23 protein-coding genes are annotated in these 25,222 nt (G+C 39.6%); 16 read left to right on the top strand and 7 right to left on the bottom strand.

The window, feature by feature from the left end; translation table 11 throughout:
• The first annotated feature begins 3 nt into the window (after positions 1 to 3).
• Positions 4 to 861 carry a dTDP-4-dehydrorhamnose reductase gene (rfbD, locus tag FPZ42_RS02040; protein ID WP_146268832.1) on the top strand — a complete coding sequence of 286 codons (858 nt, stop codon included), beginning with the start codon at positions 4 to 6 and terminating at the stop codon, positions 859 to 861.
• A gap of 42 nt (positions 862 to 903) precedes the next feature.
• Positions 904 to 1,770 carry a glucose-1-phosphate thymidylyltransferase RfbA gene (gene rfbA, locus FPZ42_RS02035; protein ID WP_146268831.1) on the top strand — a complete coding sequence of 289 codons (867 nt, stop codon included), beginning with the start codon at positions 904 to 906 and terminating at the stop codon, positions 1,768 to 1,770.
• Between the two features lie 41 nt (positions 1,771 to 1,811).
• Here rfbA and miaA read toward each other — a convergent pair whose 3' ends face one another.
• From miaA to FPZ42_RS02005, 6 genes are all read right to left on the bottom strand, one after another.
• The gene (gene miaA / locus FPZ42_RS02030) at positions 1,812 to 2,738 is read right to left on the bottom strand and encodes a tRNA (adenosine(37)-N6)-dimethylallyltransferase MiaA (RefSeq protein WP_146268830.1); all 927 of its coding nucleotides are present in this window, start codon (positions 2,736 to 2,738) and stop codon (positions 1,812 to 1,814) included.
• A 74-nt stretch (positions 2,739 to 2,812) separates the two neighbouring features.
• On the bottom strand, positions 2,813 to 3,484 hold the full coding sequence (locus FPZ42_RS02025; protein WP_146268829.1) for an IS1096 element passenger TnpR family protein: 672 nt from the start codon (positions 3,482 to 3,484) through the stop codon (positions 2,813 to 2,815).
• Positions 3,485 to 3,531: 47 nt separating this feature from the next.
• A complete protein-coding gene (locus FPZ42_RS02020; protein WP_146268828.1) occupies positions 3,532 to 4,938 on the bottom strand; it encodes a CCA tRNA nucleotidyltransferase in 1,407 nt (468 codons plus the stop codon).
• Between the two features lie 55 nt (positions 4,939 to 4,993).
• A complete protein-coding gene (locus FPZ42_RS02015) occupies positions 4,994 to 5,560 on the bottom strand; it encodes an L-threonylcarbamoyladenylate synthase (protein WP_146268827.1) in 567 nt (188 codons plus the stop codon).
• Complete coding sequence (locus FPZ42_RS02010; RefSeq protein WP_146268826.1) at positions 5,553 to 6,578, bottom strand: glycosyltransferase family 9 protein; 1,026 nt, start codon at positions 6,576 to 6,578, stop codon at positions 5,553 to 5,555. Before FPZ42_RS02010 ends, FPZ42_RS02015 begins: the two co-directional genes overlap by 8 nt.
• A 62-nt stretch (positions 6,579 to 6,640) precedes the next feature.
• Positions 6,641 to 7,456 (bottom strand): 2,3,4,5-tetrahydropyridine-2,6-dicarboxylate N-succinyltransferase, encoded by an 816-nt coding sequence (locus tag FPZ42_RS02005; protein WP_146269543.1) that lies wholly within the window; start codon positions 7,454 to 7,456, stop codon positions 6,641 to 6,643.
• Between the two features lie 171 nt (positions 7,457 to 7,627).
• Here FPZ42_RS02005 and FPZ42_RS02000 point away from each other — a divergent pair, with 171 nt between their 5' ends.
• The 14 genes from FPZ42_RS02000 (at position 7,628) to FPZ42_RS19095 (ending at position 23,650) form a co-directional block, all read left to right on the top strand.
• Complete coding sequence (locus FPZ42_RS02000) at positions 7,628 to 8,020, top strand: RNA-binding S4 domain-containing protein (protein WP_146268825.1); 393 nt, start codon at positions 7,628 to 7,630, stop codon at positions 8,018 to 8,020.
• 223 nt (positions 8,021 to 8,243) lie between these two features.
• Positions 8,244 to 9,068 (top strand): polysaccharide biosynthesis/export family protein, encoded by an 825-nt coding sequence (locus FPZ42_RS01995; RefSeq protein WP_146268824.1) that lies wholly within the window; start codon positions 8,244 to 8,246, stop codon positions 9,066 to 9,068.
• 18 nt (positions 9,069 to 9,086) lie between these two features.
• Positions 9,087 to 11,402, top strand: coding sequence for a GumC family protein (locus FPZ42_RS01990; protein ID WP_146268823.1), 2,316 nt, complete (start codon positions 9,087 to 9,089; stop codon positions 11,400 to 11,402).
• Positions 11,403 to 11,456: 54 nt separating this feature from the next.
• The gene (locus tag FPZ42_RS01985; protein WP_146268822.1) at positions 11,457 to 12,761 is read left to right on the top strand and encodes a nucleotide sugar dehydrogenase; all 1,305 of its coding nucleotides are present in this window, start codon (positions 11,457 to 11,459) and stop codon (positions 12,759 to 12,761) included.
• A 32-nt stretch (positions 12,762 to 12,793) separates the two neighbouring features.
• On the top strand, positions 12,794 to 14,326 hold the full coding sequence (locus tag FPZ42_RS01980; protein WP_146268821.1) for a lipopolysaccharide biosynthesis protein: 1,533 nt from the start codon (positions 12,794 to 12,796) through the stop codon (positions 14,324 to 14,326).
• A gap of 3 nt (positions 14,327 to 14,329) precedes the next feature.
• Entirely contained in the window at positions 14,330 to 15,334 is a 1,005-nt protein-coding gene (locus FPZ42_RS01975; RefSeq protein ID WP_146268820.1) for a polysaccharide biosynthesis protein, read from the top strand.
• Between the two features lie 10 nt (positions 15,335 to 15,344).
• The gene (gene wecB, locus FPZ42_RS01970; RefSeq protein ID WP_146268819.1) at positions 15,345 to 16,481 is read left to right on the top strand and encodes a non-hydrolyzing UDP-N-acetylglucosamine 2-epimerase; all 1,137 of its coding nucleotides are present in this window, start codon (positions 15,345 to 15,347) and stop codon (positions 16,479 to 16,481) included.
• The gene (locus tag FPZ42_RS01965) at positions 16,474 to 17,337 is read left to right on the top strand and encodes a dTDP-4-dehydrorhamnose reductase family protein (RefSeq protein ID WP_146268818.1); all 864 of its coding nucleotides are present in this window, start codon (positions 16,474 to 16,476) and stop codon (positions 17,335 to 17,337) included. Before wecB ends, FPZ42_RS01965 begins: the two co-directional genes overlap by 8 nt.
• A gap of 8 nt (positions 17,338 to 17,345) precedes the next feature.
• A complete protein-coding gene (locus FPZ42_RS01960) occupies positions 17,346 to 18,497 on the top strand; it encodes a glycosyltransferase family 4 protein (RefSeq protein WP_146268817.1) in 1,152 nt (383 codons plus the stop codon).
• Positions 18,498 to 18,561: 64 nt separating this feature from the next.
• Positions 18,562 to 19,047, top strand: coding sequence for an acyltransferase (locus FPZ42_RS01955; RefSeq protein ID WP_222431531.1), 486 nt, complete (start codon positions 18,562 to 18,564; stop codon positions 19,045 to 19,047).
• A gap of 763 nt (positions 19,048 to 19,810) precedes the next feature.
• The gene (locus tag FPZ42_RS01950) at positions 19,811 to 20,395 is read left to right on the top strand and encodes a hypothetical protein (protein WP_146268815.1); all 585 of its coding nucleotides are present in this window, start codon (positions 19,811 to 19,813) and stop codon (positions 20,393 to 20,395) included.
• 320 nt (positions 20,396 to 20,715) lie between these two features.
• Positions 20,716 to 21,330, top strand: a complete 615-nt coding sequence (locus FPZ42_RS01945; protein WP_146268814.1) for a hypothetical protein — start codon at positions 20,716 to 20,718, stop codon at positions 21,328 to 21,330.
• Between the two features lie 226 nt (positions 21,331 to 21,556).
• A complete protein-coding gene (locus FPZ42_RS01940) occupies positions 21,557 to 22,552 on the top strand; it encodes a glycosyltransferase (protein WP_186458666.1) in 996 nt (331 codons plus the stop codon).
• Positions 22,553 to 22,969: 417 nt separating this feature from the next.
• Entirely contained in the window at positions 22,970 to 23,650 is a 681-nt protein-coding gene (locus FPZ42_RS19095) for a glycosyltransferase (RefSeq protein WP_186458665.1), read from the top strand.
• Here the strand turns inward: FPZ42_RS19095 and FPZ42_RS01930 are convergent.
• Entirely contained in the window at positions 23,647 to 25,140 is a 1,494-nt protein-coding gene (locus FPZ42_RS01930) for a right-handed parallel beta-helix repeat-containing protein (protein ID WP_146268811.1), read from the bottom strand. The genes FPZ42_RS19095 and FPZ42_RS01930 overlap by 4 nt on opposite strands.
• Positions 25,141 to 25,222 lie beyond the last annotated feature (82 nt).

The following is a 25,222-nucleotide window of genomic DNA, read 5'->3' as shown; positions in this document are numbered from 1 at the left end:
TTTATGAAAAAGATTTTAGTTTTTGGTGCATCGGGGCAGTTAGGTAACTGCCTGAAAGAGGTAGTTGAAGACAAGGCGCTTGAAGGCTACGTCTTTCCTGATGAATCGGAGGCAAATATTCTTGATGTAAATTCATTGGAAAAGCTATTCGCTAAGCATGATCCAACTCACTGTATCAATTGCGCAGCTTACACCGCGGTTGACAAAGCTGAAAACGACCGGGAAACCGCGTATGCTGTTAACAAAACAGGTGTAGAAAACCTTTCAGATCTTTGCAATTCCTATGATACGGTCCTCATCCATATTTCAACGGACTTTGTATTTGGTGGTGACGGGAACACACCCTTGAACGAAGAAGACAGCACGGCACCGGTAAGCGTATATGGCCAATCTAAATTAGATGGCGAACTTATTATTCCAACTGTTTTAAACAAGTATTTCATTATCCGTACCGGTTGGTTGTATTCAGAGCACGGCAACAATTTTGTGAAAACCATTTTGCGCATCGGCAAAGAACGCGGTGAGATAAAAGTGATCAGTGATCAAACAGGTACGCCAACCTACGGCATTGACCTCGCAAAGACCGTAACCGAAATCATCAGCTCAGGCATAACCAAATATGGCCTGTATCATTACGCTAATGATGGTAGTACCACTTGGTATGGCTTTGCAAAGCAGATACACGAGCTTGCAGGTACCGGCGTAAAAGTATTACCTATCCCTACAACTGAATACCCAACGCCGGCCAAAAGACCGGTGTATTCTGTGATGGATAAGTCAAAAATCAAACAAACATTCAATCTTGATATTCCACAATGGGAGGATAGTTTAAAGGTTTGCATCGGTAAACTGGAAAATTAGATAAGCAATTCTACATTCACTAAATCACACATTCATTATACTATGAAAGGTATCATTTTAGCTGGTGGCTCGGGCACAAGGCTTTATCCAATAACAAAGGCTATAAGCAAACAATTGATGCCTATTTATGATAAACCGATGATCTATTATCCACTGTCGGTATTAATGCTTGCAGGGATAAACGAAATTTTGATCATCACTACGCCTGAAGACAACGCTGGTTTTAAACGCCTTTTGGGCACGGGTGAGGAGTTAGGCTGTAAATTTGAGTACGCAGTGCAGGAGAAACCAAATGGCCTTGCACAAGCCTTTGTGATAGGTGCCGAGTTTGTGGGTAAAGATAAAGTGGCCCTGGTGCTGGGCGATAATATCTTTTATGGATCGGGCTTCAGTAAGTTGTTGCAAAGCTTTAGCAATATAGATGGCGCAGCTATCTTTGCCTACCCGGTTGCCGACCCTGAGCGTTATGGCGTTGTTGAATTTGATGCCGATAATAAAGCCATATCTATTGAAGAAAAACCTCAGCAGCCAAAATCGAAATTCGCTGTACCGGGTTTGTATTTTTATGACAACAGCGTAGTTGAAATAGCTAAACATATCGCACCTTCCCCTCGCGGCGAGTACGAAATAACCGACGTAAATAAAGAATACCTTAAGCAAGGTAACCTGCATGTTGGTGTAATGGACCGCGGTACGGCTTGGTTAGATACCGGTACTTTCGACTCATTGAGTGATGCTACCGAATTTGTACGCGTGATTGAAAAACGCCAGTCTAAAAAAATAGGCTGTATTGAAGAAGTGGCGTATTTAATGGGCTATATAGATGCTGACAGATTAAAGGAATTGGCGCAAAAATATGCTAAAAGCGGTTACGGGGCATATCTGCAATCGGTTTTAGACAATAGTTAAAAGATTTTAAACAGAAAGAGCAGGCTAACAGCCTGCTCTTTTTATGATGAAGGCAGTAGCCTGTCAATGGTGGCAATGATATTTTCGGTAAGATTGATATCACTGGTATCTAACCAAATAATATCCTTATCCTTTCTGAACCAGGTGAGTTGCCGCTTTGCAAAACGGCGGGTATTCTGCTTTATTTGTTCAATAGCGTCATCAAGACTTACCTTTCCTGCCAGGTAATCAAATAGCTCTGCGTAGCCTACCGTGTTCAAGGCATTGTAGTGTTTGTATTTAACCAAGGCTTCTACCTCGGCCAACAAGCCGTTTTGCATCATCAGATCAACGCGTTTATTGATACGGTCATACAATGTTTCGCGGGGCATATCTAATGCCAGTTTGATGATATTGAAAGGGCGGGAATTACCTTTAGCCGTGAGGTAAGCGGAGAACGGCTTACCTGTTGCTTCAAACACCTCTAAGGCACGTATAACACGCTGTGGATTGTTCACGTCTACGAGTTGATAGTAATCCGGGTCAACACTTTTCAGGCGCTCCTGAAGCGCGTGAATGCCGTTTATGGCCATTTCTGTATTCAGTCGGTCTCTTATATCCGGGTCGGCAGCAGGGATATCGTCAAAGCCTTCCGTTACGGCTTTGATGTAAAGGCCCGATCCGCCGGCCATAACTACAGTTTTATTGGCTTTAAAAAGCTCATCCAATAAGTGCAGGCATTCACGTTCGTAATCGCCAACAGAAAACGGTTCTGTTACGCTATGTGAATTAATAAAGTAATGAGGAACGGCTGCTAATTCGGCATCGCTTGGTTTAGCCGTACCTATAGACATTTCGCGGAAAAACTGTCTCGAATCGGCAGATACGATAACTGTATCTAAATGCTGCGCCAGTTGGATGGCTGCGGCTGTTTTACCAGAAGCTGTAGGACCGGCTATTACTATTAATGTGGGGCTTGTATTGTTCATAGGCAGAGAATGGTTTATAGTTCATGGTTCATAGGTTCTTTGCCATGAACTATGAACCACCAACTACCTTCTAATTAATAATCATCGTTACGGCCACTGCGGCGGTCGTCCTCTTCAAAATTATCATCGTCTCCAAAGCCAAATTCGTCTTCTTCACTTTCCTCTTCTTCGTCGTGTTCTTCTTCATCTATACCGTGAGCCTTCTGCGGACTTACTGAATCGGTATCGGTAACTTCAGAGAAGTCTTCTGCATCCTCCGGGTTAAATTGCATCTCATTAAGAAAATCAAAATCCTCGTCAGCTGAAGAAATTACCGTAGGATTAAAAACGTTTCCGAATTGTTTAGGCGCTTCACCAACGCTTCGTACAACGCTTGGGTAAGTTACAGCTGGATTTTCATCCAAAATGATCTTCATCAGTTCCACATGAAAATCAAAGGGCTTATCAAAGTTGAAAGTGTAGTAAAATTTTTGGTGAGGATCGTCAATGTAGCTGCTTAATTTTGCTTTTTCCATCAAAGGTATCTTTCTATCGATCCTTTTTTGGTTGGGCATATAGGTAATTTCATCACCCTTGGTCCATTGATCGTTGCTCACGTAAAAAGACGAAGGGTAATCGGCTTTGTAGCCGGTAGATTGGTGGATTGCATTGTGAAGATCTTCGAAGGTTTGGTTCGATTTGATATCAATATCGCGCGAAACATCATCGTAATCTTCAAAGGTGATCCTGAACCTGTATAGTGCCATTTTATTTAAGTGAGTTTTTTGTCAAAAATAGATAGTTAAATTCAAATTCAGTTTTCCACAACTTTCAAGCCAATTTCTTTGCCTTTTTCAATTGTGAAGCTGATTGCTGCATCTCTGTCATTAGGAATTTCGCCCTCAAGTATGGCTTCGCGTATTTTATTTTTAATGATGCCCACTTCGCGCCCTTCGCTAATGCCAAATAGCTGCATGATATCAAGCCCTGTTACAGGCGGCTGCCAGTTGCGTATGCTATCGCGTTCTTCAACGTCTTTTAGTTTCTGCTGAACCAGCTCAAAATTCTGCCGGTATTTTTTTACCTTATATTCGTTCTTTGTAGTTACGTCTGCTTTACACAACAGCATTAGCGCCTCAATATCCTCGCCTGCATCAAAAAGCAAACGCCTCACGGCAGAATCAGTAACGATAGATTGCGACAAAACGATCGGCCTCAAGTGCAATTGCACCAGCTTTTGTACAAACTTCATCTTATCGTTTAAAGGCAACTTAAGCTGCGTAAATATCTTAGGTACCATGCGGGCACCCTTATCCTCGTGACCGTGAAACGTCCAGCCGTGGCCCTGTTCAAAACGTTTGGTTGCCGGCTTGGCTATATCATGCAAAATGGCAGCCCAGCGTAACCAAAGGTCGCCGGTAGCTTCGCAGATATTATCCAGAACCTGCAGGGTGTGGTAAAAATTGTCCTTATGGCCCTTGCCATTAATTATCTCTACACCGTACAGCCCAGCCATTTGAGGGAAGATGATGTGCAGCAAACCGGTATCAAACAGGTAATTAAACCCAATAGAAGGAACAGGTGACAGGATGATCTTATTTAACTCATCGGTAATACGCTCCTGCGATACGATCTTAATGCGCTGCAGGTTGCTTTTGATGGCAGCAATAGCCACCGGATCAATGGTAAAGCTCAGTTGCGAAGCAAAGCGGATGGCCCGCATCATGCGCAGCGGGTCATCAGAAAAAGTTTCTACCGGGTTAAGCGGTGTGCGGATCAACTTATTATTCAGATCGACTATACCACCGAAAGGATCTATCAATTCACCGTAATTATCAGGGTGCAAAGAGACAGCCAGCGCGTTTATGGTAAAATCACGGCGCTTTTGATCATCATCCAGCGTGCCGTTTTCTACAATAGGTTTACGCGAATCAGACCGGTAGCTTTCTTTACGTGCGCCAACAAACTCTACTTCTACATCCTGGTAGCGCAGCATGGCAGTACCAAAGTTTTTAAATACGGATAGTTTTACGTTGAGTTGGGCAGCAACAGCTTCGGCGAAATCAATACCGTTGCCTAAAATCACCACATCGATATCTTTTGAGGGACGATTAAGGAAAATATCACGCACGTAACCACCAATTGCGTAAGCCTGTACATTTTTTTCGGCAGCAAATTTAGAAATAACAGAAAATACCGGATGTTGCAGGTGTTGTTTCATGGTGGGTTAAGCTGCGAACAGGCTTGTATTTGCAGCAAAAATAGTATTTTACTTCTTAACGGCGAATAAATTCAAAAGTGCCGTTAGGAGCTATCCGCATAATGGTTGATGGCTTTTTAACCTCGGTTAAATACTGGTCAACATCAACCACGTAATCAACGCCATCAATAATTTCCTGCGAGATCTTGCCAAAATACTCAGGAGAAGGTTCTCCGCTGATGTTGGCAGATGTACTAACCAAAGGCTTACGCAGGCGCTGTATCAGCTGCTGGCAAAAGGGATGGGTTGAAACGCGTACGCCAACGCTGCTATCTTCAGCAATAAGGGCAGGAGAGATGTTTTTCGCACCCGGCATAACCAGTGTAAGCGGGTTTTCGGCGTATTCTATCAATGTGTAGGCAATATCCGGAACATCCCGTATGTAGCTTTGTAGTTTGTTATCCACATCAACCAGTATGATCATGCTCTTGCTCTCTTCGCGTTGTTTAAGCGCAAATATGCGTTTAACGGCATCGGTATTAGTGGCATCACAACCAATGCCCCAAATGGTATCGGTAGGGTAAAGGATAATGCCACCGTCCTGTACTATTTTAAGCGCCTTGTTAACTTCGTCTTTAAGCATAATTAAGGCACAAACTTAAGGCTTTTAAAATTCTTTTCTCATCTAATAACTGCATGCATTTAGGAAAACAATACAATTTGCACGTGTTACGCACGCAGGGCTCACACTCCAGTTGCCCGTAACGTATTACCTGCAGGTTATCCTTGTTGTAAGGTGCAGTGTTATTCTCATCCCCGGCGCCAAATAAAACTATGGTAGGTACACCCAGCGCGTTGGCGAGGTGAGCAGGGCCGGAGTCTGTTGTCAATACCGCCTTACTGCCTGCCATAAGTTCTGCCAAGCCTTTTAAATTAGTTTTGCCCGCTAAATTTTGCAATCGAAGCTGGTTATCTAAGCCTGTAAGTATTTCATCTATAAAAGCTGCTTCTTTAGGTGAACCTACAAAAGCGAAATTCAACTCTGCAAAATGAGTTGTAAGTGTATTGATGATATTCCTGCCTTTATCAACCGGCATACGACGGGATGAAGCTTCGGAATTAAAGTTGATGATAACAGTATTGGAAATATTAGCAGGATTGGCTTTTAACTCAACTTTTCTGTTGGTAGAGGCTTTTCCTGTAAAAGCTTCGAGGAGATGGATATATTCATCCACCCGGTGCACACCGGCAGGCTTTTTAACAGATCTGGTAAGCAGGAAAATACCGCCATCTTTACGGAAACCAATGCGTTGCTTAGCGCCGGTTGCCCACGCCATCACAAATGATGAAAGCGAATGGGGCAGGTTAAAAACGATATCGTACCGCTCAGGCCGTAATGCTTTACCAAACCGGTAAACACCTCCTAAGCCGGGATGATCTTGTTTAGAAAAGAGATGAAGTTTATTGATGCCCGGTATGAGTTCGCCAATGCCACTCAACTCTTTTTTGATGATCACATCAATAGTGGCATCGGTGTACTGGTTTTTTACAGCATTAACAAATGCGGTAGCCATCACCACATCGCCAAGCCAGTTGGGAAGCCGAATAAGTATTCGGAAATTTGAGATTTGAGATTTGAGATTTGAGACAGTCTGCATCATCTAAATTTTACAAGACATGCGGTAGCTTATCTCACATCTCAAATCCAACATCTCATATCTATTTAAACCGCAACGTTATTATCTCTCAGCGCATCGTTAAGAGATGTTTTTTTGTCGGTTGATTCTTTACGTTTACCAATGATCAAAGCGCATGGCACCTGGTATTCGCCGGCAGCAAATTGTTTAGTATAAGAACCCGGAATAACAACCGAACGGGCAGGAACGCGGCCTTTGTATTCAACCGGGGTTGATCCTGTAACGTCAATGATCTTGGTTGATGCTGTTAAAACTACGTTAGCGCCTAATACAGCTTCAGATTCAACGTGTACACCTTCCACAACTATGGCGCGCGAACCAAGGAAACAGTTATCCTCAATAATTACAGGAGAAGCTTGAACAGGCTCCAGCACGCCACCAATGCCCACACCACCACTAAGGTGAACATGTTTGCCAATTTGCGCGCATGAGCCTACTGTTGCCCAGGTATCAACCATAGTGCCTTCATCTACGTAAGCGCCAATGTTTACATAAGATGGCATCATGATAACGCCCTTGGCCAGGTAAGCACCGTAACGGGCAATACCATGCGGTACCACGCGTACGCCAAGCTCCTTATAGTTTGTTTTTAGTTTCATTTTATCATGAAAAACAAACGGGCCTGTTTTAATTTCTTCCATTGCGCGGGTAGGGAAGTATAGTATAACTGCCTTCTTTACCCAATCGTTAGTGTGCCAACGAGAGCCGATAAGTTCAGCAACGCGTATCTCGCCTTTGTCTAAACGGTCAATAACAGACTCAATGGCGTTAGTATATTCACCAAAGTTTAAAAGGTTGCGGTCTTCCCAGGCATCCTCAATAAGTTTCTTCAGGTTAAGCATTCGTACAAAAAATAAATTTTGCCAAATTAAAGGATTTTTGGGGACATTTGTTAGCTTCATTAAGCTAAAAGACAGCGCACCTGAATGCGATTTTTGAAAATTGAACAATTTAATTGTGACAACGCAGTTTATTTGGGTGTCAGCATGAGCAGCACTGATCGATGTTAAGATATGCCGGAGAAAGACAAATTAAGAATAGACAAATACCTATGGGCAATAAGGATATTTAAAACCCGTACGCTTGCTGCTGACGCTTGCAAAGCCGGCAGGGTGAAATTGGATGGCAATAATACCAAACCCTCTCACGAAGTAAAAATAGGTGAGGTATACACGGTATCAAAAGGCCCGGAGAAGCGAGTGATAAAAATAACCGGCTTACTGGAGAACAGGGTAGATGCCAAAACTGCCGTCAACTTTTATGAAGATATAACGCCTGTAGAACAAACTACCGCTTTTAAATCAATGTTTCATGCACCCGTTTTAACACGCGACAGAGGCGCAGGCAGGCCTACAAAACGCGACAGGCGGGAGATTGACGACCTTAAAGATGATTTTTTTAATTAGGTTAAAACAATTACCTTGCACGCGTTTTTGTATGAGCACTTCCTTATACCCCCATTAGGAAATTTACATAGGCGATGCGCAAATAGTTGATAAAATTAAAATTTTGCAACTTGATTCTTTTGCATTATTTTCAATATCTCAATTAGGAGTTATTGGCATACATGACTTTACGTTAGTTTATTCGATAAAAAAATCTAATTTTGCGCCCGTAATACCACAACCTATGAAAAAAAGGCTCTACCTTAAAGTACTTTTCTTTGCTTTCATAATAGCGTCGTTATCATCATGCGTTAGCCAGAAACAAATAGCTTACTTTCAAAAAGATATTAATGGTAAAGATACCATTAGAGTTGCAGAAGCTTATGTGCCTAAAATTCAATCGGGCGATATACTATCAATTTACGTAAGTTCGTTAAACCCTGTTGCCAGCAGTTTTTTCAATCCATACGCTCCTTCACCCGGCTTAGCTTCTGAAACAGCAGGCACGGGCAGTTCAACGCCTTCAGTGGGGCAGCAGTCACCTGCAAGCAGTTCAGCCCCGGGTTTTCTGGTAGATCCGCAAGGCAGGATCGAGTTACCTTTGGTTGGTGAAATTACAGCTGCCGGCCGTACCACATCTGAGCTGCGGGATACTATTAAAAACAGACTTAAAACTTACTTGAAGGAACCGACCGTTAACGTTCGTTTTCTAAATTATAAAATATCGGTAATGGGTGAGGTTGCCAGGCCTTCTGTTTATGTGATCCCAAATGAGAAAGTGACCTTGCCTGAAGCATTAAGTATGGCTGGAGATATCACAATCTTTGGTAAACGTGACAACGTGCTGATCGTAAGGGACAATAACGGAAAGAAGGAGTTTGGGCGGATAAACCTGAACACGAGGGAAGTATATTCATCTCCGTACTACTATTTGCATTCAAATGATATTGTTTACGTTGAACCGGGTAAAGGAAAGATTGCTCAAACCGATAAAACTTATCAAATACTTCCGATAATTTTAAGTGCCCTATCTTTCCTATCTATCATATTTGTTTACAGTAAAAGATAACCGATCCAAGTTCTTAAAATGCAAAATAACGATAGTTTAACTACTGATTTCGAAAACGACGTTCATGAGCAGAGCGTACGCGAAATACTTTTCAAATACATTAGATATTGGAAGTGGTTCTTGTTGTCATTTGTAGTTGCGATGGCGCTGGCCGTTGTTTACCTTAAATTCAGCACACCTGTTTATAAAATTGAAACCGACCTTTTAATAAAAGATAACAAGAGCAATTTAGGCGGCTCTAATGATCTGTTGAAAGACCTCGACATGTTCTCATCTGATAAGATCATCGATAATGAGATGAATATCATTAAATCGAGAACATTGATAGAGAAAGTTGCAAAAAAGCTAAACCTAACCACCTCATACTTCACAAATAAAAGTATCAGAAGGCAGGAGCTTTACTCGGGTCTTCCGTTTAAGATCGAATTGTTGAAGCCGGGTGGCGATGAGGATGATTATAAGACGATATACAACGTCAATATGATCAATCCTACTCAAATTCAAATAGATGGCAAAACTTATCCGGTAAATACCCCTGTAACTATTAAATCAGGTTTGGTATTAATAACCCCTAACGCTGACGTTCCTCCATCTGTTTTTAAGGATAAATATCAAGTTAAGTTTACTGATATAAGATACATTATTGAAAGTTACAACGCCAAGATAAACGTATCGCCAGTAAGCAAGCAAGCTACTGTTTTGATCATAACACTTGAAGATGCTATACCTGCAAGAGGTAAAGACATCCTAAACAGTTTAGTAGCTGAATACAATAAAGCTGCCATAGAGGATAAAAACCAGGTTACCGCTGCAACCTTATCTTTTATAACAGATAGGTTAAACAAGTTACAAGAGGAATTAGGGGTTGCTGAAAAGAAAGTTGAAAACTTCAAGTCGGGTAATAAAATTACCGATATAAGCGCCCAATCGCAGATATTTTTACAGGGAGTACAAGGGAATGATTCTGATCTGAGCAAGATCAATATACAACTGAACGTGTTGGATAACATGCAGAAGTATATTTCTAATTCAGGTACCGAGGATACCCAGGTACCGGCAATGTTCGGTATTGACGACCCTGCCTTCACTGCGCTTGTTAATCAATTGGGAGAATTGGTGCTAAAAAAACAAAGCCTGCTTCAAACTATACCGGAAACAAACCCGGTTATCACCTCGCTTAACGAACAAATTAAAACCGTTAAAACAGGCATAAACCAATCGCTACAAAGCTTACGTAATGGTTTATTAACCACAAAAAGGCAATTGCAGAGCAAAAGTAATATGTTTAATAACATCATTAGCCAGGTGCCAAGCAAAGAGCGCGGTTTAATTGATGTAATGCGACAACAGGAGATCAAGAACACGTTGTTCACCTACTTATTGCAAAAAAGAGAAGAAACGGAGATATCACTTGCATCAACAGCTTCTGATAGTAGAATAATTGATGCTGCCACCAGCACAAGGGCTCCTGTTAAGCCGGTTAGGCAGGTTATTTTCCTCTTGTTCATGCTAATAGGTTTTGCGGTGCCCGCAGCTATAATTTATTTTGCAGATCTGCTAAATTTCAAAGTAACCAAAAAGGCTGATATTGAGCGGAATACCCGCGTGCCTATCATATCAGAAATTTCGCACTCAACGGATCGTTCACCATTACTGGTATCTGCAAAGCCAAGATCAATGGTATCAGAACAGATAAGGGCCTTAAGAACCAACCTTAATTTTATTATACCTAAGCCGGACCAAAAGGTGATCTTATTTACATCAAGCATTAGCGGCGAAGGTAAATCGTTCATATCCCTAAACCTGGGGGCCAGTTTGGCAATGTCCGGGAAGAAGGTAGTAATATTAGAGCTTGACTTAAGAAAGCCTAAGCTGCATGGCGGTTTAGAAATGAGTAATGATAGAGGTCTGTCAAATTATTTGATAGGGGAAGTTGCTGTAAAGGACATTGTAAGGCCTATACCACACCAGGAAAATTACTATCTTATTTCAAGCGGTCCCATCCCTCCAAATCCGGCAGAGTTGCTTGTTAACGGTAGGATAGGCGACCTGATATCAGATCTTAAAAATGATTTTGATTACGTTATACTTGACGCACCTCCGGTGGGTTTGGTAACGGATGCACAAATACTTGGTCAGTTTGCTGACACAACGCTATTTGTTGTAAGGCATAATTACACTGCCAAAATACACATCCCGATAATAGAGCAATTTAACAAGCAAAAGAAATTCAAAAATCTTAACCTGGTTATGAACTCAATTGATACCAAAGGCGGATATGGCTATGGTTACGGCTACGGTTATGGTTACGGCTATGGTGGCTACTATGAATAATATTCATACAAACTAAATCCTGTATCATCACTTAAATATTTACATCTCTTATAAATGGATACCACAAATAATCCTTCTTTTAAAATTGCAATCATTGGTTTAGGCTATGTAGGTTTGCCTTTAGCCGTTGAATTTAGTAAGCAATATGATGTGTTAGGTTTTGACATCAATGAAAGCAGGGTTGCTGAATTGAGTGCCGGCAAAGACAGGACCCAGGAAGCCAATTTAGATGAACTGAATTCGGTTATTGCGGCAAAAGCTAATGGGTTGGAATACGGACTCAGCTTCTCTTACGATACAAATGCTCTTGCAAATTATAATGTATTTATTGTAACGGTGCCAACACCAATAGATCAGTTTAAATCACCTGATCTAACGCCTTTGTTAAAGGCTTCAGAAATGCTTGGCAAAATATTAAAACCTGGCGACTTTGTTATCTATGAATCTACTGTATATCCGGGCTGCACAGAAGAAGATTGTGTGCCGGTTTTAGAAAAATTCTCAGGTTTAAAGTTTAATAAGGACTTTTTTGTGGGCTACTCTCCCGAAAGGATAAATCCGGGTGATAAACTGAATACATTAACCAAAATTAAAAAGGTTACCAGCGGTTCCACGCCCGAAGCTGCAGAAATTGTTGACCAGTTGTACAAATCAATTATTGTTGCCGGCACTCACAAGGCGCCAAGCTTAAAGGTAGCAGAAGCTTCAAAGGCCATTGAGAATGCGCAGCGCGACGTTAACATCTCTTTCGTAAATGAGCTGTCTTTGATATTCGATAGAATAGGTATTGATACCAACGATGTTATAGAAGCAGCAAGTACAAAGTGGAATTTTTTAAAGTACAAACCCGGTTTGGTTGGCGGTCACTGTATAGGTGTAGACCCTTATTATCTTGCCCATAAAGCTCAGGCTTTAGGTTATCATCCGCAGGTTATATTATCCGGCAGGCGCGTTAACGATCAGATGGGTGCTTTTGTGGCTGACAAGGTTGTTAAGCTGATGATACAAAAGGACATGAAAATCAAAAACTCGGATGCTATTATCATGGGTATCACATTCAAAGAGAATTGCCCTGACGTAAGAAACACACGTGTTGTTGATATTTACCATGAACTTAAAAACTTTGGTTTAAACGTTTTGATATATGACCCGTTAGCAGATGCCAAAGAGGTTGAACACGAGTACAATGTGAAAGTGCTTAATAAGTTGCCTGAAAACATGCGTTTTGATGCTATAGTTGTAGCTGTTGCTCATACGGAATTCTTAAATTTTGATTACTCGTCTATCAGAAAACCTAATAGTGTTATTTACGATACCAAAGCTTGCCTGGATAGAGAAAGCGTAGATGGCAGGTTGTAACTGCCCGTGTATCTGTTTTAATTATAGCCGCAATGCCAGATAATAGCACTAACAAAAAAATAGCTAAAAACACATTAGTGCTTTATGTGAGGATGTTGCTATCAATGCTGGTAACATTGTTTACATCAAGGGTGGTTTTAAACGCTTTGGGTGTGCAGGATTTTGGCATTTACAACGTTGTTGGCGGTATAATTGTGATGCTCGGTTTTTTTAATAGCGCCATGACCGCTTCTACGCAAAGGTTTTTAACCTTTGAATTGGGTAAAAATGATATTACGCAGTTAAGAAAAACCTTTAACATGAGCAGTACAGTGCATGCTATTATAGCAGTAATTGTATTGATATTAGCAGAAACGGTTGGGCTGTACTTTTTGAACCACTACCTACATATCCCGGCGCAGCGCATGTACGCGGCAAATTGGGTTTATCAATTTACCATCTTTGCTTTTATAGTTACGGTAATCAGTGTTCCTTACAACGCGGCAATAATAGCTAACGAGCGTATGAATTTGTACGCTTTTGTAGGGCTGTTTGAGGTTTTTGCAAAACTTGCTATCGCTTTCATATTAACATATGGTCATTTTGATAAACTAATAGTTTATGCAATATTGCTTTTTCTGGTTGCAGTGATCATAAGGATAATTGAGGGCATATACTGCAAAAAACATTTTGTTGAGTGTAGCGAGTACAAGCTTATCTGGGATAAGGAAATGTTTAACAGACTTGGAAGCTTCGCAAGCTGGAACCTGCTTGGTGTTAGTGCGGGTATCGGTTACAACCAGGGCGTTAACATTTTACTGAACATATTTTTTGGCCCAACGGTAAATGCTGCGCGCGGGATAGCATACCAGGTACAAGGGGCGTTAACCAATTTTGTAACCAATTTCCAGGTTGCGGTAAACCCCGCCATCACTAAAGCCTACGCACAGGATAAAATATCAGAAACATTAAATCTTGTATTTGCCGCCTCTAAGTTTTCGTTTTATCTATTGTTGTTTTTGTCGCTTCCGATCATAGTTGAAGCACAATTTATTTTGCAGTTGTGGTTAAAAACGGTTCCGTCATACACCGTGACATTTACACAACTTGTGTTGCTCGATGTATTGATTGGCTCTATTTCAGGAGCATTACAAAGCTTAGCGCAGGCCACCGGTAATATCAGGAGATATCAATTAGTTATAAGCGGCATCCTGCTCTTAAACTTGCCTACATCTTACGTATTGCTTAAAATGGGGTTTTCGCCGCAAGTTACGGTATTGGTCTCCATCAGTTTTACGATCGTTGCCCTGATAGCCAGATTAGGCATTCTTAAAGATATTGCTTCGTTACCTGTGTTTCGTTTTACCAAAACAGTTTTATTACAAGCTGTAATGGTGGCAATTCTTGCTTTTATGGCAACCTGGTATACGCGCTCATTACTCACGAACCAGGGTTGGCAATTTATTTTTACTTGTGTAGTTTCGTCATTCTCAATCATTATACTGATCGTGTTTTTGGGGCTTAATAGTTTTGAAAAACAGGCGATAAAGAATTTATATTATAAAAAAATACTTAAAAAAACCTAAGCGATGTTTAAAGACAAAGTGCTTCTGATAACAGGAGGAACAGGCTCATTTGGTAATGCTGTTCTTAAAAGATTTTTAAATTCTGATTTAAAAGAAATAAGAATATTTAGTCGTGATGAGAAAAAGCAAGACGATATGCGTCATGAGCTTAAATCATCGCGTGTTAAATTCTATATAGGTGATGTGAGGGAAAGAAGCAGCGTTGATAACGCTATGGATGGTGTTGACTACGTTTTTCACGCAGCAGCATTAAAGCAAGTACCATCATGCGAATTCTTTCCGCTTGAAGCTGTTAGGACAAACGTTCTTGGTACCGAGAATGTGCTTCAGTCTGCCATTGCAAATAAGGTTAAGAATGTAATTGTGTTAAGTACTGATAAAGCCTGTTACCCCATAAATGCAATGGGTATAAGCAAAGCAATGATGGAAAAAGTTGCGATAGCTAAAGGGCGGTCAATAAGTGAAGATAGTGGAACAGTAATTTGCTGTACCAGGTACGGTAACGTTATGGGTAGCAGGGGGTCTGTTATCCCGCTTTGGCTTGATCAGATAAAGGCAGGTAAAAAGATAACGATAACCGATCCTAACATGACGCGCTTTATGATGACCCTTGAAGATGCGGTTGATCTGGTACTGTTTGCTTTCAACAATGGTAAAAACGGTGACCTGTTTATTCAGAAAGCGCCTGCGGCAACCTTAGAGGTTTTGTCTAAAGCTTTACATGAGCTTTGTGATAAACAGGAAGCAATAGAAATAATAGGTACAAGGCATGGTGAAAAATTTTATGAGTCGCTGGTTACCCGTGAGGAGTTGGCGAAGTCTCATGATCTTGGAGATTATTATCGCATCCCTTGTGATGGCCGTGATCTAAATTACGACAAGTATTTTGTTGAGGGAGAAGAGAAAGTTGCCGAATTTGATGATTATCACTCGCACAACACCCGCAGGCTTAATGTGGAAGAAATGAAAGAAATGCTGTTGAAGTTAGACATTATTAAAGCGCTGTAAATAATAGCATATGTTGAAGGTAATGACAATAGTGGGCACACGCCCCGAAATTATAAAGCTAAGCAGGGTTATAGCAGAGTTAGATAAGTTTGTTGAACATATTATTGTTCATACAGGCCAAAACTTTGATTATGAGCTTAACGAGATATTTTTCAGCGACCTGGGTATCAGAAAGCCCGACTATTTCCTGAACGCAGCCGGTGAAAATGCGGCTTTAACTATAGCAAATGTTATCAGCAAGTCTGACGAGCTGTTTGACAAGGTTAAGCCTGATGCCCTTTTGTTATACGGTGATACCAACAGTTGTTTAGCAGTAATTTCAGCAAAACGGAAAAAGATCCCTATTTTCCATATGGAAGCTGGTAACAGGTGTTTTGATCAACGCGTGCCCGAGGAGATAAATCGCAAAATTGTTGATCACTTGAGTGATATTAACATGCCGCTGTCTGAGCATGCGCGAAATTATTTAATTGCTGAGGGCCTGAAACCTGAAACAGTTATTAAAACCGGCTCTCCAATGCGCGAAGTGCTTGATCATCATGCTGAATCTATTGAGGCAAGTGATGTTTTACAGAGAGAGAATTTAAAGGCGGGTGAGTATTTCATCGTTAGCACACATAGAGAAGAGAATGTTGACAATGAGAAAAACTTTCAGGATCTGTTAGCTTCCCTTAATGCGATATCTGATAAATACGGAAAAAAGATAATCGTATCTACCCATCCCAGAACCAGAAAAAAATTAGAGCATTTAAATATTGTTAATACTAATCCTAATATCAGCTTCTTAAAACCCTTCGGGTTTATAGATTATATTAAGCTGCAGCGAAATGCATTTTGCGTAATCTCTGACAGTGGTACCATAACCGAAGAATCGTCTATCTTAAATTTCCCGGCTATTACCATCAGGCAAGCGCACGAACGCCCGGAAGGTATGGATGAAGGAACGCTGATCATGTCTGGTTTAAATGCCGAACGTATCATAGATTCAATTAATGTTGTTACCAGCCAGTTTGCTGAAAATAACAATGCGATACGCATGGTTAAAGACTATGAAACAGACAACGTTTCAAAGAAAGTTTTGAGAATAATACTCTCTTATACAGATTACATCAACAGAACCGTTTGGAAAAAACCTACACATGAATAAGCAGAGGATATTGGTACTTGGGGCTACTGGTATGGCCGGACACATGGTATATTACCACTTGATAAAAGACCAAGGTTACGATGTGATACCCGTTTCATACAGAACAAAGCTTACCGACGATACCTTGATCGTTGATGTGACAGACAAAAAAGCGCTCAAAGATCTCATCGATGATGTTAAACCAAATTATGTGGTTAACTGCGTGGGGGTTTTGATAAAAGGCTCGGCCAATAATCCCGCAAATGCTATTTACATAAACGCCTTTATGCCACATTACCTTAAACAACTTTGTGAGGATGTAGAGGCTACGCTGATACATATCAGTACAGATTGTGTTTTTTCAGGAAAGAAGGGGAACTACGGTGAGTCTGAATTTAAAGATGCAGATGATACTTACGGGCGAAGCAAGGCATTGGGTGAAATAGAAGATGCAAGGCACTTGACGCTTAGAACATCTATAATTGGGCCGGAGCTTAAAGATAAAGGAGAAGGCCTGTTTGATTGGTTTATGCACCAAAAGGGCGAGATCAATGGATTTACTGCCGCAATTTGGGGGGGGATAACAACCCTGCAGTTAGCTAAAGCAATAAAGCAAGCTATAGAACACAAATTAACCGGCTTGTTGCATGTAACCAACGGCGCAAAGATCAATAAATATGATCTGTTAGCGCTATTTCAGAAAATTTGGAACTTGCCGCACCTAAAGGTTAATAAGGTTGAGGGTAAAAAAGTAGATAAATCTTTACAGGTTTCATCCGTGTTTGATTTTGCAGTACCATCTTATGAAGATATGTTATTGGAGCAAAAGCAATGGATAGATAGCAACAGTAGCTTATACCCCAATTATAACAAGTAGTTATCACGATGAAGATTTTGATCATTACCATGAATGTAGGCCGTACAGCACCAGGAATAGTGTTTGAACGACTTATTTACGGATTGTCAAAACATCATACGATAGATGTAATTACTTCAGACTATGACCCGGGTGTAGACCTTTCAGATGTAAAGAACATCATTGATCTGCGGCTTACACATTTAAATAGCAAAATATCAAAATTGCTGCTAACCTTATTTGCAGTTGATGTATCAGCTAAAATTTGGGCAAAAAAAACTGCAGCAGAGGTTAGGCGCCGTAATTTGAATGACTACGACCTTGTGTTTAGCTTTGCTTCTTACGGGCATTATGCAGCTGCAATGGCAGGGAATATAATATCCTCGCAGCTTGGTATCCGACATTTTGTTTATTCGGTAGATGCTATCCCGCCACCTGTAGGTTGGTTAAAGAACGACATGTTTTACAGGAGTATTAAAAAGCTTACTGCAAATCTTTTTAGATCTGTGGATGGCATTTTTAGTGCGAACCATAAAATGTTGAAATATCAGACAACTACATTTAAGCCAAAAAAGAATATTATTAAAGGAGTAATATATAATCCGAGTTTTGGTGAAGTTCAACAATATCCTGAATTAGGCGACGAAAGTAATATGTTTTTATATACAGGTGGAATATATGGCCCCCGTAAGATAGATTACATTTTAGCTGCTTTCAGAAATGTTTTTAAAGAGTACCCTAATGTAGTAATTGAGTTTGTTGGAACTAAATTAAATGAAGAGGCTTTAAGCAACTTTACTGCTGAAGAAAGGAAAGCTATTGTTGTGCATCCTTTTGCAAAGGACCTGACACCGTTCTACAAAAGAGCAACTGCTTTATTGGATATAGACGCAGAGCTTGAAGATGACATATTCCTGTCAAGTAAAATAACCAACTACATCAACATAAACAGAGTTATAATATCAGAAACAGGAACCAATAGTCCTTCACATCAGATATTTAAAAACATAGGATCGATACTGCAATGCGGGCATAATGTTGAGGAAATCACTAATGCAATGCGCAGAGCCATTAATACTAAGAATAAAGTTGATTTTTCTGATAGGGAAGAGGTTATCAATTTATTTAAATTGGAAAATGTTGTTGCCGAAATAAATAAGGTTATTGATAATGAAAATTAAAGGCAGAGAAATTGAGGCGTCACGGTTTTTATGTATAATCATATACTACGCTATTTTAAAGCACTTGCCTGCAAGCACAACACCTGTTGTTGGTAAGTTAGCCAAAAAACTGAGGTATAGCTGTTGTCGCCGTATTTTTAAGGAGTGTGGTAAAAATGTAAACATCGAGCATGGCGCAGTTTTCGGCAGCGGGTTGGATATTTGTATTGGCGATAACTCAGGTATAGGTATAGATTGCGTTGTATCCGGGCAAATTACGATAGGAAGAGATGTAATGATGGGGCCGCAATGTTATATATTAGATGCCAACCACGATTTTAGCCGTACCGATATTCCGATGATACAACAAGGTCATAGCAAAAAAATGCCTACCGTAATTGAGGATGACGTATGGATAGGAAGACAGGTAATATTTACTCCGGGTCGTACGGTGAAAAAGGGGTCGATAGTTGGCGCCGGTTGTGTGTTAAGTAAGGATTTTCCTGAATATAGTATAATTGGGGGGAACCCGTCTAAATTGATCAGAAATAGAATAAGTATAGAAAAGTGAGTAGAAATTGTGTTGTGTTTGATTTTCTACAGGTAAATATCAAATAGGTTATAGCATGAAAATATTTAATATTAGATATTTACCATTATCCATTGTAATAGGCTTTAATTTGTTTACGCTGTTTATTTTTTATACAGCGCCAATGGATTGGAAGACAGATAATTTACTTGCGTTTTTCTTTTTTTCGATGTTATGCCAATTAATGGTGTATGTGGGATACAAGCAGGGCTTTAAAAAAATAGCAAAAAAGCGTTTTAAGGCTAAATCCTTAAGGGCGTTAACGGCCAAACAGTTAAATTTTTTATTTGGCTTTTACGCAGTTACAGTACTCATCAAATATGCCTATATATTAAGATTTCAGATCTTGGATATCAAAGGCATGTTTTATTTCCTTTCTATAGGGCTCTATGATTCTCACTTAGGGTATCAGCTATCATTAGATAGTACAAGGCCCTACACGGTTAGCTGGTCTCTTTATTTTATTACGGCTGTAATAAATCAGGGGTTCTTCATCGTTGGATTCACACATTGGAGCAAGCTCAATAAAATAAAAAAGATTCTTTTCTTGTTTTTTGTGGCAGCCGAAATGTTTTTTTGGTTGGGTAGAGGTACTAATTTCGGTGTTATCATTATGATAACAACCTTTGTTTTCTCTGTGATCTATAAATTATCTACCGTTAAATTTGACTTGAAAAGACAAGTTTTCTTTATATTCTTAGTAATCGTAATGCTTGTTACAAGTGTTTCTGTTTTCTCCTACATTATGGGTAACAGACGTGATAATTCCACTTTCAATGATTACTCACAATTTCAGTTAGGCCTTGCTACTGTAAACGAATATTCTCCTGTTTTTGCAGTTATTCCTCAACCTTTGCATGATACTTACATGTACATGGTATCATACCTAACACAAGGATACTATCATACTTGTTTAGCGTTTGACCTGGATTACCGGTCAACCTTTTTTATGGGCAACAACCCCGCTATCATAGAGTTCGCCAAAATTTTCAATGTAGATGTGTGGCCCAATACTTACATGTTCAGGCTACGAGAGAAGGGTGTGGACCCTTTAGTAAACTGGCATTCGGCCTACACTTGGTTTGCATCTGATTTTACATTTGTGGGGGTTCCTTTTATTATGCTTTTTCTGGGCTATTGCTTCGGCGCAAGCTGGAGTTATACCATTATCCATAATGACTTTCTATCTAAAATAATTTTCATTGCGGTAGGAAACATACTCCTGTTAACTTTCGCTAACAACACCTATCTATCGAGTATATTTTACATGATCATGTGGGTTGGGCCATTGTGGTATTTCACAAGGATTAAAACGTTTAAAGCTTCATGATGGTTGATTTGCTTGATTATTTGTATTCATCCACAGCGAACAAAGTACCGTTTTTTAAAAAGATCAGGCTTTATTCGGCGTTAAGGTTTATAATCAGAACAGTTGCCAACAACTTTATTCCCGTTTATTTTAAATTAACAAAAGGCAACAAAAAATATTCTTTAAAAAATTATCCGGAGAAAAGTAACGGAGTAATTGTTTCTCTAACATCCTTTCCTAAAAGGATCAATAGGTTGTGGATCGTAATTGAAACTATTTTACGCCAAACACTACCGCCTAAAAAAATTATTTTATGGCTTTCCGCAGATCAATTTTCTGATATGAAACAGCTCCCGGCCAGTTTGTTAGCACAACAAGAACGGGGGCTCGAGATCAGGATCATGCCAAACGACCTCCGGTCGCACAAAAAATATTATTACGCCCTTACCGAATATCCGGATCATGATATTGTGTTAATAGATGACGATATCTTTTATCGGTCTACCATGATAGAAGATATGCGGAAATATGCCGACGTAAACCCGCAATGTGTGATAGCACAATTTGGTAAAACAATGTTGTGGAACGACCTGGATAAATTGAAGCCCTATGTATCGTGGCCTTTGGTTATTACTGAAACAAAACCGCGCGATGATATTTTTTTTGGTACGGGAGGTGGCGTTTTGATCAATAAAAGGCATTTAAGTGGTGATGCGTTAAACAAAGACCTTTTTATAGAGTTGGCACCAACAGCAGATGATGTTTGGATCAACGCAATGTGCCGGTTACAAGGCACTAAAGTTGTTAAAACCAAGTATTACTCGTACCATTTGCCGGTTTTAAGCCCTAACGATTCTACTTTATTTGATGTAAATGAGTCTTTAAATGACATTACCATCACTGCGGTAAATGCACATTATGTTAGTAACAATGCGGGAGTATTTGATAAAAAATAAGCTGCTGTAGAACTAAAAATTTTTGGGCGTGCCTGATAACGCGCATTGGAAAAACTTAAATAATAATAACTTAATAAAAAGCGTATCGCCGGCTTACATGGATAAACACAGCAATCATAAAAAAGTAGCAATAATTTCTAACTGTTTTCCAGTTTACAGGCAGCCAATTTATAATATGCTTTCTGCCGCAGCACAGCATGATTACACTGTAATAACGGGCATAAACATGAATATCCCACTTAAGCTGGCTGATGTAAGCTTAAAAGATAAACTGATAAGTGAGGGCGGGGTAAGGTGGGTTCAGTTAAAAAATATTTGGTTTTTTAACAGATTTATGTGGCAAAAAGGTTTGTTACAGCATTTAAAGGAAAAAAACTACGATACCATAATCTTACTTGGTACAGTTTACTACTTATCTACATGGATAGCTGCAATATTGTGGAGGCTGCGTGGTAAAAAAATCATTTTTTGGACACATGGCTTTTTGAAGAATGAGCCTGGTATAATGGGCTTTTTAAGGTCGACTTTTTACAATCTTGCTAATGAGTATCTTGTATATGGCCATAGGGGTAAGAATATAATGATCGATAAGGGTTTTAAGGAAGCCGAGATAACGGTTGTTTATAATTCTTTAGATTATGATAAGCAACGAACCATCAGAGAGCAAAAGGTTGACAGGATTTTTGAGTTTGAGAATAAAAGCCTGCCGGTGATAGGTTACATAGGGCGGGTTTTAAAGCAAAAACGACTTGATATCTTGATTGATGCGGCAAAGTCTTTTCCGTGCAACGTTATCATTATTGGCGATGGGGATACTCTGCCTCAACTTAAAGAAATGGTGGCCAAACTGGGTTTAAGTGATCGCTTTTATTTTCACGGGCCAAGTTACATGGAGGAGGAAATATTCAACCTGCTGTCGCAAACAGATGTTATCGTATCTCCCGGAGAAGTGGGCCTCACTGCAATACACGCCATGACCTATGGCATACCCGTAATAACGCATAATAATTTTGACAAACAGGGGCCTGAGCATGAATGCATTGTGCCGGGTGTTACAGGCGATTTTTTTGATCTGGATAACCCCGTGAATAGTTTGGTAGAGACATTGAACCGTTGGTTTAGCAATTACGATAAAAGTGAAATCAAAAAAAATTGTTACGCAGTTATCGATAAATATTACAACCCGTACGCGCAGCTTCAAATTATAAACTCGGTGGTTTAAATTTAATCTTTCATGATCGATACAACAGGCAACAACAAAACTTTGATTTTTTTCGGCGAATTACCTCCAAAAACCAATCATGGCGTAAGTATTTCAAATCAAATTAATCTTACATTTTTAAAGGAAAAGTTTAATGTTGTTGTAGTTGAGGAGTTTAGTGATCTTAAATTTCATGACAGATTTTCTGTGCAAAAAATGTTCACCTTTTTAAGATCATGCGTAAAGTTTAATCGCGAGGTATCACACAGTCCGCATATAGACATTTTTTACACTATACTGTACCAATCGCTATTTGGGATATTAAAAAACGCCATCAGTATCTTTCTATTCCGAAGAAAATTTAAAAGCTCAAAGGTGATCCTACACGTTCACAGGAGTGATTTTAATTCTTTTTACAGCAGCCGTATCAACAAGCTCTTGTTTGATTATGTATCAAAAAACACTGATAAATTTTTGCTTTTAGCTCGCGGTCAAATGTCAGTTTTTCCGGTTGCGGATGCCAAAAAAAGCGTTATATATAATACAATTGAATACGAAGTTGATACACCGGTCTATGGCCTTAAAACTGCTCCTTACAAGCTCATAAATATTTCAAACTATATCCCTCAAAAGGGGTTAGCGGAGTTACTTGATGCACTGAAGTTGCTTCCTCAAACACAGTTTAGCCTTGATGCTTACGGCAATATATCTGATCCTGATTTTTATAACAGCATCGTAGCTAAAGCCAAAGAAACATCAAACGTTCAAATTCATGAGGCCATCAATGGAGCCGTTAAGTTTGAAAGATTAAAACAAGCACAGCTTTTTATATGCCCATCTCATAACGAGGGCTTTCCCCTGGTATTACTTGAAGCAATGAGCGTAGGTTTACCAATTGTTACAACAAAGGTTGGATTTATCGAAGAAATGCTTGGCAGTGACTATCCTTTATATTGTGAACCCAATAGCGCTACATCCTTGGCACAGGCCATTAACCAATTTTTTGAATTGGAAAACAAGCAAGAACTCTCTGAAAGGATCAAACATTTATACCATGCAAAGTTTTCCCGCCTGGTGCATAAGCAAGTTTTAAATCAGATCTTTGATATTGAAAACTAATTAGCTTTTAATAAAAAGCGGTTTCCCTTAGTATTAATGGTGTTTTTATCAAATTTATTCAGGATCATAAAATCCTGTGAACTTGAAGGCCTGTAAAAGGTGTTATTTGTTATTGTGCTGTTCCTGAAAAGCGTACCCGGATTATTTTTAGTCGGATCTGCATTATCTCCCTGGATATTAAACACTTTATCAGAATTGCAATAAAACTTATTGTTGCTTATAGTGATACTGTCTCCTGTAACTATGCGCTTGTACTTTTCAACATTAAAATAGTTAAAAGCGGGCAGCCCGGTGTAGTAAAAAGCACCCAACACGGCATACTCACCAATATTTTTGATGGTGTTGCCTGTAATACTGTTAAAACTGGTGTTTAGAATATACAAACCAGACTTTTTAACCCCATCAATAATGTTGTTGGTTATATTAGTGTTATAACTTTGGCTTATTGCAATTCCAAATTTTTGCGAGTTGAGTATGCTATTGTCTTTTACCAAAGAACTGATACATCCATTTAATGATATAGCGCCGGGAGGCAAAATGTTACTATTATCGGTATTGAGCAAAGTATTACTTACCGTGTTGCCGATGACCTTTGAATAATGTGATTGCATCAAATAAATACCCATTCCCCAGGGTTCGGAGCTGTTTACATTCCCGATATTACTTACCTTATTATACAAAATAGAAGTACTTTGGAGAGTCATTGTGGTATAAACATGGTTGTAAGCTATGATACCATAGCGCAGGCAGTTTTTTATAACATTGTTTTTAAACGTGTTATTTTTACCATGCCCTATAATTCCCACACCTATCGCTAAAACACCATTTCCATCAACTGTATTCCCTTCTACAACATTGTAAGTGTGAAAGTAATTATCGCCCGAGTAACCAAGCATTATACCTCCCGCGTCAATGTTTTTCAACCTGCTATATGCAGGATTGATCAATGTGTTGTTTTTTATTAAGTTATAAGAACTACCCTGGGTGTTATTGTGGTATACTGCAATGTTGTTGCCGCTTACCTTATCGAAGGTTGTGTTAACAATTTTGCAATGCGAAGCGCCAAATAACATCACACCAAAACCATGGTTAGGGTCATTATCTGCGGTTTGCCCATTGCCTTCAATATAGCCGTTTCTAACATCGCAATAGTCATTGGCAATTTTAATTCCTCCGTTCAAATTTCCGGCTATCACCAACCTTGCACCTTTATCAAAAGTAAACACAGTACCGGGATAAGTAGTTGTCAGCGTCCTGGTAATGCGGTACCTTCCTGCGGGGAAATACATTTTTAACGGACCCTGGTTTGTTTTTAAAACCTTATTTATAGCATCAAAATCATCAGTTGCTCCGTCACCTTTGGCGCCGGCTGTTTTTACGTTTACAGTTACAGTATCCTGAGTATTGTTTTTAAAACCATTGGCTAACGCTGCACCGCTATACAGGCACAAAATTGATAATGTTAAAGCCCGAATTTGTTTGATAAGCATTTTTGAAAATTTAAGGGGTACATATAATTAATAATCATTAGGTTTGCAATCGCCTAATTGATTTATTTTACACCAAAACGCG

This window comes from Mucilaginibacter achroorhodeus, assembly GCF_007846095.1.
GTDB classification, from domain to species: domain Bacteria; phylum Bacteroidota; class Bacteroidia; order Sphingobacteriales; family Sphingobacteriaceae; genus Mucilaginibacter; species Mucilaginibacter achroorhodeus.
The sequence above is the reverse complement of the archived record's forward strand: the minus strand, read 5'-3'. Positions and strand labels throughout refer to the sequence as shown.

Excerpts from the sequence above, each read along its gene's own strand:
- rfbD (WP_146268832.1), top strand. The coding sequence starts at position 4 with ATGAAAAAGATTTTAGTTTTTGGTGCATCGGGGCAGTTAGGTAACTGC.
- FPZ42_RS01950 (WP_146268815.1), top strand. The coding sequence starts at position 19,811 with ATGGGTAACAGACGTGATAATTCCACTTTCAATGATTACTCACAATTT.
- FPZ42_RS01945 (WP_146268814.1), top strand. The coding sequence starts at position 20,716 with ATGAAACAGCTCCCGGCCAGTTTGTTAGCACAACAAGAACGGGGGCTC.
- FPZ42_RS01960 (WP_146268817.1), top strand. The coding sequence starts at position 17,346 with ATGAAGATTTTGATCATTACCATGAATGTAGGCCGTACAGCACCAGGA.
- FPZ42_RS01940 (WP_186458666.1), top strand. The coding sequence starts at position 21,557 with ATGAATATCCCACTTAAGCTGGCTGATGTAAGCTTAAAAGATAAACTG.
- FPZ42_RS02020 (WP_146268828.1), bottom strand. The coding sequence starts at position 4,938 with ATGAAACAACACCTGCAACATCCGGTATTTTCTGTTATTTCTAAATTT.
- miaA (WP_146268830.1), bottom strand. The coding sequence starts at position 2,738 with ATGAACAATACAAGCCCCACATTAATAGTAATAGCCGGTCCTACAGCT.
- FPZ42_RS01965 (WP_146268818.1), top strand. The coding sequence starts at position 16,474 with ATGAATAAGCAGAGGATATTGGTACTTGGGGCTACTGGTATGGCCGGA.
- FPZ42_RS02015 (WP_146268827.1), bottom strand. The coding sequence starts at position 5,560 with ATGCTTAAAGACGAAGTTAACAAGGCGCTTAAAATAGTACAGGACGGT.
- FPZ42_RS01995 (WP_146268824.1), top strand. The coding sequence starts at position 8,244 with ATGAAAAAAAGGCTCTACCTTAAAGTACTTTTCTTTGCTTTCATAATA.
- FPZ42_RS01985 (WP_146268822.1), top strand. The coding sequence starts at position 11,457 with ATGGATACCACAAATAATCCTTCTTTTAAAATTGCAATCATTGGTTTA.
- FPZ42_RS01930 (WP_146268811.1), bottom strand. The coding sequence starts at position 25,140 with ATGCTTATCAAACAAATTCGGGCTTTAACATTATCAATTTTGTGCCTG.
- FPZ42_RS02010 (WP_146268826.1), bottom strand. The coding sequence starts at position 6,578 with ATGATGCAGACTGTCTCAAATCTCAAATCTCAAATCTCAAATTTCCGA.
- FPZ42_RS01990 (WP_146268823.1), top strand. The coding sequence starts at position 9,087 with ATGCAAAATAACGATAGTTTAACTACTGATTTCGAAAACGACGTTCAT.
- rfbA (WP_146268831.1), top strand. The coding sequence starts at position 904 with ATGAAAGGTATCATTTTAGCTGGTGGCTCGGGCACAAGGCTTTATCCA.
- FPZ42_RS01980 (WP_146268821.1), top strand. The coding sequence starts at position 12,794 with ATGCCAGATAATAGCACTAACAAAAAAATAGCTAAAAACACATTAGTG.
- FPZ42_RS01975 (WP_146268820.1), top strand. The coding sequence starts at position 14,330 with ATGTTTAAAGACAAAGTGCTTCTGATAACAGGAGGAACAGGCTCATTT.
- FPZ42_RS02000 (WP_146268825.1), top strand. The coding sequence starts at position 7,628 with ATGCCGGAGAAAGACAAATTAAGAATAGACAAATACCTATGGGCAATA.
- FPZ42_RS02025 (WP_146268829.1), bottom strand. The coding sequence starts at position 3,484 with ATGGCACTATACAGGTTCAGGATCACCTTTGAAGATTACGATGATGTT.
- FPZ42_RS02005 (WP_146269543.1), bottom strand. The coding sequence starts at position 7,456 with ATGCTTAACCTGAAGAAACTTATTGAGGATGCCTGGGAAGACCGCAAC.
- wecB (WP_146268819.1), top strand. The coding sequence starts at position 15,345 with ATGTTGAAGGTAATGACAATAGTGGGCACACGCCCCGAAATTATAAAG.